This window comes from Soehngenia saccharolytica DSM 12858 (genome assembly GCF_059568515.1).
The window spans coordinates 23,597-36,775 of record NZ_JCANTN010000009.1 but is presented as its reverse complement, the minus strand read 5'-3'; the positions used below and the strand labels follow the sequence as shown (position 1 = coordinate 36,775).

The 13,179-nt window shown below is 39.8% G+C and carries 13 protein-coding genes; 10 read left to right on the top strand and 3 right to left on the bottom strand.

Annotated elements, in window-relative coordinates; all coding sequences use genetic code 11:
- The first annotated feature begins 39 nt into the window (after nt 1-39).
- On the top strand, nt 40-1,215 hold the full coding sequence (locus tag BO51_RS04000) for an ISL3 family transposase (RefSeq protein ID WP_496484196.1): 1,176 nt from the start codon (nt 40-42) through the stop codon (nt 1,213-1,215).
- A 336-nt stretch (nt 1,216-1,551) separates the two neighbouring features.
- Here the strand turns inward: BO51_RS04000 and BO51_RS03995 are convergent, their stop codons facing one another.
- The 3 genes from BO51_RS03995 to BO51_RS03985 all read right to left on the bottom strand — a co-directional run bounded on the left by BO51_RS03995 (nt 1,552) and on the right by BO51_RS03985 (nt 3,989).
- Nucleotides 1,552-2,484, bottom strand: coding sequence for a magnesium transporter CorA family protein (locus BO51_RS03995; RefSeq protein WP_496484194.1), 933 nt, complete (start codon nt 2,482-2,484; stop codon nt 1,552-1,554).
- Between the two features lie 506 nt (nt 2,485-2,990).
- Nucleotides 2,991-3,521 carry a thiamine pyrophosphate-dependent enzyme gene (locus BO51_RS03990; protein ID WP_496484232.1) on the bottom strand — a complete coding sequence of 177 codons (531 nt, stop codon included), beginning with the start codon at nt 3,519-3,521 and terminating at the stop codon, nt 2,991-2,993.
- A gap of 129 nt (nt 3,522-3,650) precedes the next feature.
- On the bottom strand, nt 3,651-3,989 hold the full coding sequence (locus BO51_RS03985; protein ID WP_496484230.1) for a hypothetical protein: 339 nt from the start codon (nt 3,987-3,989) through the stop codon (nt 3,651-3,653).
- Between the two features lie 180 nt (nt 3,990-4,169).
- Here BO51_RS03985 and BO51_RS03980 point away from each other — a divergent pair, with 180 nt between their 5' ends.
- The 9 genes from BO51_RS03980 to BO51_RS03940 all read left to right on the top strand — a co-directional run bounded on the left by BO51_RS03980 (nt 4,170) and on the right by BO51_RS03940 (nt 13,073).
- Nucleotides 4,170-4,463: a hypothetical protein gene (locus BO51_RS03980; protein WP_496484192.1), complete on the top strand. Its 294-nt coding sequence runs from the start codon at nt 4,170-4,172 to the stop codon at nt 4,461-4,463.
- Between the two features lie 56 nt (nt 4,464-4,519).
- A complete protein-coding gene (locus tag BO51_RS03975) occupies nt 4,520-6,442 on the top strand; it encodes a bifunctional 3'-5' exonuclease/DNA polymerase (protein ID WP_496484190.1) in 1,923 nt (640 codons plus the stop codon).
- A gap of 4 nt (nt 6,443-6,446) precedes the next feature.
- Nucleotides 6,447-7,244 (top strand): phage antirepressor, encoded by a 798-nt coding sequence (locus BO51_RS03970; RefSeq protein WP_398503367.1) that lies wholly within the window; start codon nt 6,447-6,449, stop codon nt 7,242-7,244.
- 15 nt (nt 7,245-7,259) lie between these two features.
- On the top strand, nt 7,260-7,685 hold the full coding sequence (locus tag BO51_RS03965; protein ID WP_496484188.1) for a DUF7768 domain-containing protein: 426 nt from the start codon (nt 7,260-7,262) through the stop codon (nt 7,683-7,685).
- Nucleotides 7,682-10,237: a phage NrS-1 polymerase family protein gene (locus tag BO51_RS03960; RefSeq protein ID WP_496484186.1), complete on the top strand. Its 2,556-nt coding sequence runs from the start codon at nt 7,682-7,684 to the stop codon at nt 10,235-10,237. Before BO51_RS03965 ends, BO51_RS03960 begins: the two co-directional genes overlap by 4 nt.
- Nucleotides 10,238-10,536: 299 nt before the next feature.
- Nucleotides 10,537-10,824 carry a VRR-NUC domain-containing protein gene (locus BO51_RS03955; protein ID WP_003515992.1) on the top strand — a complete coding sequence of 96 codons (288 nt, stop codon included), beginning with the start codon at nt 10,537-10,539 and terminating at the stop codon, nt 10,822-10,824.
- Nucleotides 10,825-10,930: 106 nt separating this feature from the next.
- Nucleotides 10,931-11,386: a hypothetical protein gene (locus BO51_RS03950; RefSeq protein WP_433436374.1), complete on the top strand. Its 456-nt coding sequence runs from the start codon at nt 10,931-10,933 to the stop codon at nt 11,384-11,386.
- 238 nt (nt 11,387-11,624) lie between these two features.
- A complete protein-coding gene (locus tag BO51_RS03945) occupies nt 11,625-12,035 on the top strand; it encodes a hypothetical protein (RefSeq protein ID WP_014256601.1) in 411 nt (136 codons plus the stop codon).
- Between the two features lie 39 nt (nt 12,036-12,074).
- A complete protein-coding gene (locus BO51_RS03940) occupies nt 12,075-13,073 on the top strand; it encodes a type II TA system antitoxin MqsA family protein (protein WP_496484182.1) in 999 nt (332 codons plus the stop codon).
- The last annotated feature ends 106 nt before the right edge of the window (nt 13,074-13,179 follow it).

The window sequence follows — 13,179 nt, the reverse complement described above, 5'->3', positions numbered from 1 at the left end:
AATTGCTCAAACAAACATAAAAAGGAGGTTTATTCACAAGTGCAATCTAATTTTATCACACAATTATTAAATTTAAAAGGGATTAAAGTAACTAAAATATCACATGGTGATTCTTTTGTTAAGATCTATATTACAACAGAGCCACGAAAACATACTTGTCCTGCTTGTGGCTCTAAAACCTCTAGAATTCATGATTATAGAGAACAAACAATTAAGGATTTACCTTTACAGTTTAAGCATACCTACCTTGTACTTCGCAAAAGAAGGTATGTTTGCTCTTGTGGAAAGAGGTTTTATGAGTCATATAACTTTCTGCCTCGTTATCAACGCATGACTAATCGATTAGCATTTTTTGTTTGCCAAGAGCTTACTAAGCTAACTAGTCTAACTTCTGTGGCTAAATCTGCTAATGTTTCTGTTTCTACTGTTATTCGTATTTTTAATCATATTAATTATGGTATTCCTACACTACCTAAGGTTCTCTGTATTGATGAATTTAAGGGTAATGCAGAGACTGGAAAGTATCAATGTATTCTTGTTGATGGCGAAAAGAACAAAGTTTTAGATATTATTCCTGATAGATGTCAAAGTGATCTTGTGAGTTATTTCAAGCGATTTTCTCGTGAGGAAAGAAATAAGGTTAAATTCTTTGTATGTGATATGTGGCAACCTTACGTTGATTTAGCTAAAGTATTTTTCCCTAAAGCCATAATTATTATTGATAAATACCACTTTATTAGGCATGTAACTTGGGCTATTGAAAATGTGAGAAAACGCATACAGAAATCTATGACTACTACTCTTAGAAAATACTATAAACGGAGTAGAAAACTGATTTTAACCCGCTATCACAAACTTAAGGATGAGAATAAAGAAGCTGTTGATTTAATGCTTTTATATAATGATGACTTACGTATTGCCCATAAACTTAAAGAATGGTTTTATGAAATCTGCCAAAGCGATAAATATTCCTACCAATGTATGGAATTAGCTAAGTGGATTCAAAATGCAGAAAGCTCTGGAATACCAGAGTTTGAGAAGTGTGCAGATACATATAGAAGATGGCATAAAGAAATTAAAAATGCTTTTAAATATGGTTATACTAACGGCCCAACTGAAGGTTTCAACAATAAGATCAAGGTGTTAAAGCGAATATCTTTTGGACTTAAAAACTTTTATAGATTTCGCAATAGGATTCTTCACTGTACTAGGTAAACATCTTAAAAGTGAATACCTGTAAAAAGCCTACATTTTAGCTAGGTTTATTAAGTGCACCCTAAAACACGTATATCTCTATCCATCTCATTCATAACACAAAATTAGGGCTAAAAATAGTAATGGAGCGGGATTGCAAAAAATCCCACCCCAACTATTGACAAAGAGCCAAAATACAAAAAGCGGTAGGACGAAAAACCCTACCGCTGTTATTTCAAAAAACTCGGTTATAGGCTCATCTCATCTAAACTCATCTCAGCTTATACAATTACTCAACTCATCTTAAACTAACTTAATCAATAGTATACGTCAAATCTCCTAAAAAGTCAATTATTTTCAAAACATTTTTCTTTTTACCAAAATGAATGTAGCTGTACATACCAATACAAGGGACAACGATATGGTAAACAAAAAGGCATGGGGCGAATGCTGAAACGGCAGCTCAACATTCATACCATAAAAACTCGCTACCATCGTTGGCAAAGACAGTACAATCGTTACGGATGTTAAAAACTTCATTACTATATTTAAATTATTTGAGATTATAGATGCATAGGCATCCATTATACCGCTTAATATACTGCTATATATATTAGACATCTCGATAGCCTGCTTGTTCTCAATAATTACATCTTCCAACAAGTCCTGATCTTCTTCGTAAAGCTTAATAGTTCTACCTCTTAGAATCTTTTCCATTGTAATTTCATTAGCTTTTAAGGATGTGGAGAAGTAAACCAAGCTTTTTTCTAGTCCAAGCAGTTGGATTAGCTCCTTATTCTTCATAGATTTATGAAGCTGATTCTCCACTTCGTTACTTATTCTATCTATTTGCTTAAGATACTGTAAAAACCGGGTTGCAACTCTAAAGAATATCTGCAGGACAAATCTCGTCTTCATATTCGTATAAACGGACTTTACAATACCATTTGAAAATTCATTAATTATGGAATTTTCCTTCAAACATATGGTAACTATATTTTTATCAGTAATAACTATACCTAAGGGTATGGTGGAAAAGTAAATTGTATCCTCATCTTGTTGCGCTAATGGAATATCGATAATAATAAGTGTTTGGTTATCCTCCGATTCAATTCGCGATGCCTCTTCATCATCCAACGCAGCTCTCAAAAAGCCGGGATCTACATTAAGTGCTTGCACTACGCTATCAATCTCACTTTCAGTCGGAGATACTAGATTAATCCAGCAACCCTCTTCAATCCTGTCCATTTCTTGAATCTTTCCATCTATCGTCTTGTATACACATAGCATTCTGCTACCCCCATTCTCTTAGTCTGTTTTAAATTGCAGTTCGTGGATCTATTGACTACATCATTTAAAGTGCATTTAACTTGTGCATGACGAGAAAGAGTAGCTTTTTGACAACCTAACCCACCACTATACGGTATTAAAGTAAATTATTTCTGGCAATGTCAAAAAATACTCTTCCTCTGCCAAACCCTTTTGAATTTTTTTATACATCTCGTATGTATATTGTTTGCAAAAACTTCTATACATACTGCTTTGGTTCGGATAAGGATCCGTATCCATTAACATCACCATCCTTTACTTAAATCTTGTGTTTTTTTATTTTAAAAATTTATTTAATTACCTAATGATATTATACTTTTATTTATAAGAGATTGCAACCTTTTGAATTCTTTTGTGCGCCAAAAAAAATATATGGCTATGTCCTACCTACCTCGTTAAAATGCATAAAAAATAAGGGACGGACAACTGTGTCTGCCCCTTATGGTTTATTTAATTTGACTATTATTTTATTCAACAATGCTTTCCACAATGGGTGCACCGGGTGGTACAATTGGAAATACCTTTTCATCCCTGTCTATTTCGCAATTTATTACTACCGGACCAGATGACGCCAGTGCTTCTTTTATTGCATCCTCCACTTCATAATTGCTGGTAACATGTATTCCTTTCGCGCCATAGGCTTCCGCAAGCTTTACAAAATCGGTTCCCCTATCGATGGTAGTGCATGAAAAACGGCTGCCGTAAAAGAGATCCTGCCACTGCCTTACCATTCCAAGTACGTGATTATTTAATATTACCACTACAATAGGTAATTTGTATTCAACAGCTGTAGCAAGTTCATTACAGTTCATGCGGAAACTTCCGTCCCCTGCAATATTAAATACCTTTTTATCCGGTCTGCCAATTTGTGCTCCAATGCATGCTCCGAGGCCATAACCCATGGTTCCTAGCCCGCCTGAGGATATAAAGGTCCTGGGTCCGGTGTATTTATAATATTGGGCAGCCCACAATTGGTTTTGACCTACTTCCGTTGTAATAAGGGACTTTCCTTCTGTAAGCTCATATATTTTTTCTATGATAAACTGGGGTTTTAATGATGAATTTTTATCATAGGAGAGCGGATACTGCTCTTTCCAAAGTTGAATTTGTTCAATCCATTCTTTTCTTTAGTTTTCATCAATCATCTGATTTAGTTTGTGCAGTATTTTTTTAATATTCCCAACCATCGGATACTGGACAGTAATATTTTTTCCTATTTCGGCCGGGTCAATGTCAATATGCATGATCTTTGCATTGGGTGCAAATCTTTTTACATCGCTTATTACCCTATCACTAAACCTTGCGCCGACAGCAATAAATAAGTCACAATTGGAAACCGCAAGGTTTGAAGTTTTTGTACCATGCATTCCAACCAATCCTGTATACAAGGGGTGGGTTGAAGGAAAACCGCCTAAGCCCATTAAGGTAGTTGCTACAGGCATACCGGAGGCAGTAACCCGCCGGATTGCGGAAGCTTTGATGGTATAACTGGCGAAGGAGACCCCGGAGGAAGCTGTGCCAAATGCCCATATAATCAGTTCGGTTCGGGGGAAAACGGCAGCAAAGCTTGCAAGAACCGCCGCAGGATATATGTACTGCGTGAAGGGGAGATTTTCCCGTTAATACTTTCTTTGCCTACTGGATCGTTGAAAGAGTTTTCCCGCTACATCAAAAGGCTGCTTTCTAAAGGTAAAAAGTCGAACAGCGTAGTTACCCGCTTTTCATTGAAAAAGGCGACCAATTCAAGCGGTATCACCTATTCCCAAGCTCAGTTTGCAGTAGATCGGGATCTGACCGCTGACGAATATGCACTGATAGCCAAGCTTTCCGAACAGGTCAAAGCATTCAGTACCCGCGTAGGCCATGATACTGAACCTGTCAGTGAAGACGTAATAACCGTAGACCCTGAATCAGGTGAAATTACTGAGCCGCTTAAGTGATCAAAGGCCCTATCGGAGGAACTTTCTATCTCCGATAGGGCGGAAAGGAGAACCGCATGGGATACAAATGTGTTTATATGCTGTCTGAAATACAAGAGTATCTGAAAAACACTGTCCTATTTGCTTTCGACTTTGAAACGTCACCCCGCGATAAATGGAGGAACGATAAAAGTGCAGCTCTGGATGCTCATAAAGCAGATATTACAGGAATCAGTTTTTCAGTATCAGAAGGGACTGCTATATATGTTCCACTTAAACATCGCAGCGGGCAAAATGCAGAGAACCAGGCGGCAATATGGGATTATCTGAAATTACTATTCGAATCAAAAGATGTAATAAAAGTTGCTCATAATCTGGCTTTTGAGTCTATGTTCCTTTACGCAAGAGGTATCGTCCTTCAAAAGCCTTGCTATGACACGATTGCAGCATCACAACTTACATTAAAAAGCAAGTGGGAGTTCAGAAGTCTTGCTGACAGCGGATTAAAAACGCTTGCACCTGCACTCTGCAAAGCAGAAATGACAGAATTCTCAACGGTTACTGAAGGTCGGTTTTTCGATGAATTGAACCCTCAGGATGAGAAGACTGTCCGCTACGCTTGTGCTGACAGCGACTACACTCTTCGCTTGTATCATGTTTTCAATCAGTGGTTTGATAGATTTTTATCCAAACACAGAACTATTGTGGAAGAGGTAGAATCGCCTACATCAGTATATGTCGGGATAATGAAGTATAACGGCATATTGGTGGATAAGTCAGCCATGCTGAAGAAACAAGCGGAAGCCGCAGAAAAGATTGTCAGTATCAGAAAAGAGATTGCCGGAATTATCGGCAATGTAGAGATTGGGGCAAATGCTTCAACTTCAGCATTTAAAAAATATCTTTTTGTGGATCTCGGTCTTCCGGTAATGAAAACGACCGCAAAACATCAGGAAGCTGCCGATGATGAAACCATGATCCTATTAAAAGAATGGTGTGAATCCAACAGGCCTGAACTTGCTCGCTTATTTGAACTGGTGCAGGAATACCGCAAGTGGGGAAAACTCAAATCCACCTATATAGACGGGTATCTTCGATTTATTGATGAGGATACCGGCAGGATTCATCCGGAACTTATGCCATTGGGGACAGAGACAGGCAGATTTGCGTCAAGAAACCCGAATATGCAGAATTGTCCGCAGAAAGACAATGACCCAATAGGCGTACGGAAATTTATCATTGCACCGGAAGGAAAGGCTATTTTATCCCTTGACTTCTCGCAGATAGAACTGCGCGTCGGAGCATTTTATTGCAGGGACAAATGTATGCTGGAAACCTATCGTACTGGCGGTGATATCCATGCTCAGACCACTTCTGTTATTTACCGCATTCCTTTTGAGGAGGCAGCAGACAAAAATGCTCCACATTATAAAGAGCGTAGGACCATTGCAAAAAACTGCAATTTCGGTGTGTTCTATGGCCTGTTTCCTACTGGCTTACAGAGAACACTTAAATTTAAAGCTGGGCTGAACCCAACTTTGTCCGAATGTGAGACCATCATTCAAAACTTGAAATCCGGATACCCCGGTCTTGCCAAATGGCAGGATGAGGTTAAAAAGCGAGCTGCTGTAAGCTGCTATACAGAAACATGGCTGGGCAGGCGAAGATACCTGCTGGGAATTCGGTCATCAGATTGGGGCAAGAAGTCCTTTGCCGAGCGGTGCGCATTAAATACACCTATTCAAGGTACAGCGGCAGATATTCTAAAGCTTGCCTGTGGGCGCATCATCAGTGGACTTCCCGAGAGGCTTTGGCTGAAACCTATACTGCAGATACATGACGAGCTGGTTTTTGAATTACCGGAAGACAAGGTGGATGAAGCAGTTGCCTTTATAAAAAAGTGTATGGAAACACAACCCTTCCCAGAATTTGATGTACCTATTGTGGCAGAAGCCTCGATAGGCAGAAATTTTGGAGAAATGAAAGAAATGGAGGATTGATGTTATGAATAACTTACAGGTTTTTAAGAATACAGAATTTGGAGAACTTAAAGTACTCGTTATTGATGGAAAGGAATACTTCCCTGCGACAGATTGTGCGAGGATGCTGGGATATAGTAACCCACATAAGGCAGTAATAGATCATTGTAAGTACCTAACAAAACGTGAGGTACCTCATCCGCAAAGTCCTGAAAGAACTATCAACATTAATTATATTCCCGAAGGTGATTTGTTCCGGTTGATAGTTAAATCAAAGCTTCCTGCTGCTGAACGCTTTGAAAGATGGGTCTTTGATGAAGTGCTGCCCACGATCAGAAAATATGGAGTTTATGCTACAGATAAAGTTATCGAAGAGATGATTTCTAATCCGGAGTATGGCATCAGGATTTTCTCTGAACTAAAGGCAGAACGCGACAGGCGGAAAGCTTTAGAAATAGAAAATGCAAAGAATAAACAGATTATCAGTGAGTTGAAGCCCAAAGCGAGCTATTATGATCTCATATTGCAAAATAAGAGCCTTGTGCCGATCAGCAAGATTGCTAAGGATTACGGAATGTCTGGCCGCGCTTTCAATAAGCTGCTTCATGAGCTTGGAGTACAGTACAAAATGGGAAACTGCTGGCTTTTATATCAGGAGTACGCCGATCAAGGATACACGCAGTCCAAGACCCACGCTATTGATGCAGAAAGAAGCGTAATGCACACATATTGGACACAAAAAGGAAGGCTATTTATCTATGACCTTCTTAAAAACAAGAAAGGTATATTGCCTGTAATCGAACGTGAACAAAAAAGCGCATAGGCAGGGGGTAATACCATGAGTATCAGCAAGTTTAACGCGGAAGGATATTACGACCCCACACCTTATGAAGCACTGCTTAGGATTGAGCGAGAGGCCAGGAAAGCGCCTTACAGACCGATGGTATTTATCTGCAGCCCATATGCTGGTGATATAGAACGTAATATCCGTAAGGCTCAGGGGTACTGCCGCTTTGCAGTGAGCAGGAATTGCATACCTATTGCTCCGCACCTCTTGTTTCCGCAGTTTATGGACGACGATGATGAACAAATGCGAAATCTGGGCTCGTACTTTGGCATGGTATTGATGTCAAAGTGCTCAGAAGTGTGGGTATTTGGCAGAAAAATTACTAAAGGGATGTCCATTGAGATTGAAAAGGCAAAGCAGCGCAGCATTCCGATCCGGTATTTTAATGAACGATGCGAGGAGGTGCGGTGTAAATGAGCATCTCATTCCCTAAAGAATTGGCAAACCGGAAGCAATGGATCTGCTGGCGTCTGGAACCAAACACAAAGGACGGAAGAGACAGTAAAATCCCTTATAATCCCTTAACTGGTAGAAAAGCCTCAAGCACTAACCCAAACGACTGGTCGACGCTTGACGATGCGATTGCGGCAAAAGAACAATACCTCTATACCGGATTAGGTTTTGTATTCGCAAAAAGCGGAGGTTTAGTGGGGATAGACATAGATCACTGCCGCGACAAAAACACTGGGGAATTAAGCGATACCGCTAAGGATATCCTTGAGCGGTTTCCGTCCTATACGGAAATCAGCCCTTCAGGAACTGGGCTTCATATTTTCTATAAAGGGGAGATGCCTGCCAAGGGCAATAAAAACACTAAAACCGGCGTTGAAATGTATGCCCACAGCAGATACTTCACAATGACTGGCGAACGACTGCCAGGGACTCCTGATTACATTGCTGAAGATAACGGGGCACTGGCCTGGATACATGAGAATTATATCAAAAGTAAAAAGCGGAGAGGAAAAAGCAAGAAAGACAGTAAGGTGGTTAAGCTAGAGCCGCTTACAGACGAAGAAATTCTGGAGAAAGCCCGGACAGCCGAAAACCATAAGGAATTTAATCTGCTATGGGAAGGAAAATGGCAGGAAGCAGGGTATCCGAGCCAGTCCGAAGCCGACCTTGCCCTTTGCTGTATGCTAGCTTTCTGGTCAGGCAAAAACAAAGAGCAGATGGACAGGCTGTTTAGAAATTCCGGGTTATTCCGGGAAAAGTGGGATACGGTACATCATGCAAGTGGAGCAACATATGGGCAGGAGACACTGGATAAGGCCATTGAAGTTACAGAGAACGTATACAGCCGCGAAAGCGAGTCAGTTATCTTTGAACATGAGGGCAGGTATTACCGCACCAGAGGCGAAAGTGTGTATCCTATAACAAATTTTATCATTCAACCGGTGGAGATGATTGTATCGGAAGATGAAACGCAGATGACTGCTGATCTTATTACAATTCGTGATGAAATATACCGCCAGACATTTATGACTACCGACTTCAATAATATCCAAAAATTTAAAAATATCTTGAACCGCCGGACGATATCCTTAGGCTATTTTGGTTCAGAAGGAGATTTGGAACTGCTGAAAGGTTATATATCCGAAATGGAGTGGATACGGAAAACAGGGGTCAAGGCTCTTGGAATTTATGAGCATGGCGGGCGGATGGTATATGTTTCAACGGATGGTGCCATTGAAGCCGGAGGCAACATGATTGAAGATATCGTGCAGCTTGATAAGTATAAAAGCATAACAACCGATATCCTAACCTTTGAGCCATTGACAAAGGAACAGCTTATTATGCTTGGTGAATGGCTCCTCAGCTATAACGAACCCATAAAAACGGTATCAGTAATGGCCTGGGTGGCCGGATGCTTTATTAAACCGCATCTTAAAAAATCAGGCATCAAGTTTCCTCATTTATTGCTTGTCGGAGAACAAGGCAGCGGAAAAAGTAATACATTGGAGCGGGTTATTCTGCCGGTATTTTCATGCAGTAAAATCCGCGCGGCTACACAGGTTACTGCATTTACGCTGATGAAGGAATCTGCATCATCGAATCTGATACCACAGTTAATGGATGAGTTCAAGCCTTCAAAGATAGATAAGTTAAGGCTAAATGCCTTATACAACCATCTTCGAGATGCATATGACGGCCATGAAGGTGTCCGCGGTAGGGCGGATCAAAGTGCTGTTACTTATGAACTGTTGGCGCCTATTATTGTAGCTGGTGAGGAATCGCCGGATGAAGCGGCCATCAGAGAACGGAGCATAGAATTGCTATTCAGCAAGAAGGACTTAAAACCAGCCAGCCATAGACAAGCATTTTATAAGCTGTGTGCAAAAGCGGATCTGCTTGGCAGCTTCGGTCGGAGCCTGCTGGATATAGCACTCAGAGTATCGGTTGGTGAGGCAGAGAAGTGGTATGAGGAAGCAAAGTCAGAGATATCTGATGAGTTTCCATCTCGTATCGTCAATAATCTCGCCTGTTGCTATGCCGGACTGATCCTAGTAAACAAACTATGTGAGTTCCTTAATGTTACATGGTCTGAAGTGTTTCCCATTAATAAAGTGACATGTATTCGATATCTTCAAAACGGTGTGCAGGAGTACTTGCTGGATGGCGGCAGCAATAACAAGACCATTGTAGAACAGACCCTGGAAATCATGGCCCGGATGAAACTGGCTCCGAATCAAGACTACACTTTTGATAAAGATGGCAAGGTTATCGGGATTCGTTTCTGTGATGTATATGACCGCTATACCAAGTACAGACGCGATTATGCAATCACTGGTGAATGTCTTCCATATAACCAGTTTTTGAAGCAATTGAGGCAAAGTGACTTTTTTATAGAGAGCAATAAAACGATGCGTTTCGGGAATGAAACAAAAAAAGCGTGGGCTCTTGATTTCTCAATACTGAAAGAGCGATGCGATGTGAGCGGCTTTGAAATCACAGATATTGAGCCTCTTTAGTATTGAAAAAGGTAACAAGGTAACAAAAAGGTAACGCCAGAAACGCTGATGAATAGCCACTTGTTACCGATGTTACCTTTGTTACCTCAACATTATATATACGCGCGAAAGTACCATTGCTTTTTTAAGACTAAAAAATATAAAAATAAAAATATTTGTGTATACACCTACCCCAAAAAGAGGTAACAAGGTAACAAAATCCTGAAAAGCGCTTGGGAAGCTGATTTATGAGATGCCTTTTTTGGACGTTACGAGGTTATAAGAGGGAAAAAGGTAACATTTTTGGAGGATGAGCGGTTATGTCTGAAAGAAGTATTGTGACTAAAGTACTGCGGTACTTAAAGACAGTACCGGGGTGTTTCTGTTGGAAGGAACATGGTGGTATGTACGGGACAGCGGGGATACCAGACATTATTGCCTGTGTAAATGGACGGTTTATAGCTTTTGAAATAAAAACCCCATCGGGAAAGACAACAAAACTGCAGGAAGCAACTATAAGGAAAATCCTCAATGCAGGAGGAGTGGCAGCGGTTGTCCATTCGGTAGATGAGGTGAAGGTTATTCTGGAAAAGCATGGCCTTCTATAAAGAACGAAGACATAACGAACAAGGAAACAAGCACTGCAAAGCAACGAAAAAAGGCATACTGCTTCAAAGATCAAGGTTTTTTATCTTGATTTTTTGGAGGTGCGATATGCTGATTGCATGGCAGTATTTAGATAAAAAAGCGGCTGCTGTTGAAGCTTTGAAAGATTACAGCAGCATGCAGTACATTATCGAACACAGTGATGAGGATATATATGAAATTGAAACCCGTATGACAAGCCCTCATAGTGCAAAGATTACCGGAGTTCCGGGCAAACACAATCCCAAAAGCGGCGAAGAACGCCTTGCTGCTTGCCTTGACGAGATTGATGTGTTGAAAGAACGTTATAGACGGGCATTGGAATATATGGAATGGTTCAAGCCTGCTTGGGACGCCTTGTCGGAGGAAGAACAGTTTATACTGACAGAATTTTTTGTTAATGATGTGAGCAAGACAGAAGCTGTAGCAAACATCGGAGAGAAGCTGTTTCTTGAAAGAGCACAGGTGTACCGTAGGAAGGACAAGGCACTTAATCATCTGGCACTGCTTTTATACGGGAAGTAGTTTAAGATAACATTAGCTGCATGTTAAATAGGAACCCACTTAGATAGAACGAACTACCTAAGTGGGTATTTTTAATGGCCTACTGTATTGCGCCTAATATAAGCTCGTAGGAACTGTTATCTTTAGTATACATATCTTAATGTAAAAATCAACAAAATAAAAAATGCACTAATTGATGCATAAATCTTGACAAAAGGCATATAATATAGTATCATTGTATCACAAAAGAGGTGATGCAATGAATCAGCACTATAATCAGAATTATACCTGGGAACAGATTAATGAGATTTTGGCAATGATACATGACTGTATTAGAGAGGGCAGATTCATTATATCAAAAAATGAGAATAGGCAAGAAAACATAGATTTTATAAATGAATATAATCTAAACAGCAGAAGGCAAAAGGAGATTTTACTGAAAATAAAAACAGAAGATTTTTGCCATTCATTGCAAAATACGAAAGTAGGATTTGAACATGAGGTTTTATATGTATTTTGTCCCCAGGTTACGTTATTTAACTTTGATGGCATTGAGGAGATAGTTGATATATATACGAAATTTAATCTAATTGATAGTGAAAGTGGAAAACGAGTGGTTGTTATATCGTTTCATAAGCGAAACAAGCCGATTGATTATCTTTTCCGATGATCAATCAGAAAATTAGAGAGTTTGAAAGGAGGCCGCCTTATGAATAGGAATAAGACATTTTGCGAGGAATGCAGAAGAGATGTCGAATATATAGTAGAAACAGCAACAATTAAGGGTAAACTTAAAGGCGAAGAATATGAGTATACTGGAAAGAAGGCTGTTTGTACGGAATGTGGGAGCGAAGTCTATGTAGCGGATATAGAAGACGAAAATCTAAAGGGTTTGTATGACACGTACCGTCAAAAAAACGGCATTATTTCGCTGGAAAAGATATTAGAAATACCTCAGAAATACAATATTGGCAAACGTCCCCTATCATTGCTTTTAGGTTGGGGAGAAATGACTTTTTCGAGATATTGTGAAGGTGATATGCCTACAAAACAGTATTCGGATATTCTTCAAAAGATTTATGATGATCCAGCATATTATAAAGAATTGCTGGAGAAAAATAAGGACAATTTAAAATCTCTGCAGGCATATGAAAAAAGTAAGCGGAAGGTACAGGAACTGCTTGGGGAAGAAAACAAAACGGGTTCAAAGCTGGACTCAATTATCCAATATCTGCTTTATAAGTGCGAGGACATAACTCCTTTAGCTTTACAAAAGGCGCTATATTATGTCCAGGGCTTTTATTACGCTTTTGAAGGACGGTTTCTTTTTGAAGAAGACTGTGAGGCATGGGTTCATGGACCGGTTTACAGAGATGTATATAACAGGTATTCATCTTATCGGTTTGACCCAATTGAGAGCGTTGAAGCTTTCGATGAATCAGTTTTTACAACTGCTGAAAAAGCGATATTGGATAGCGTTATTAAGAACTTCTGCTGCTATAGTGGAAAAATACTAGAAAAGTTTACGCATCTGGAGAAACCATGGCGGTATACCAGAGACGGTTTGCCGGTGGATGCGCATTCTAATCGTGTAATACCCAAAGAATTGATCGGGGAATATTTTGTCGCTGTGAAAGAAAAATTCAACATGCTCACTCCTGGAGATATAGAAGTATACTCGAAAGCTATCTTTGAACAAATAAACTGATATTTTTACATTCCTTTTATGTGAGATTTTTATGAGATGTAAAACACAGGTATCCCATATATAATGATATCGTGGAAAAATGACATTAAAACGCATAAGCCCCTCG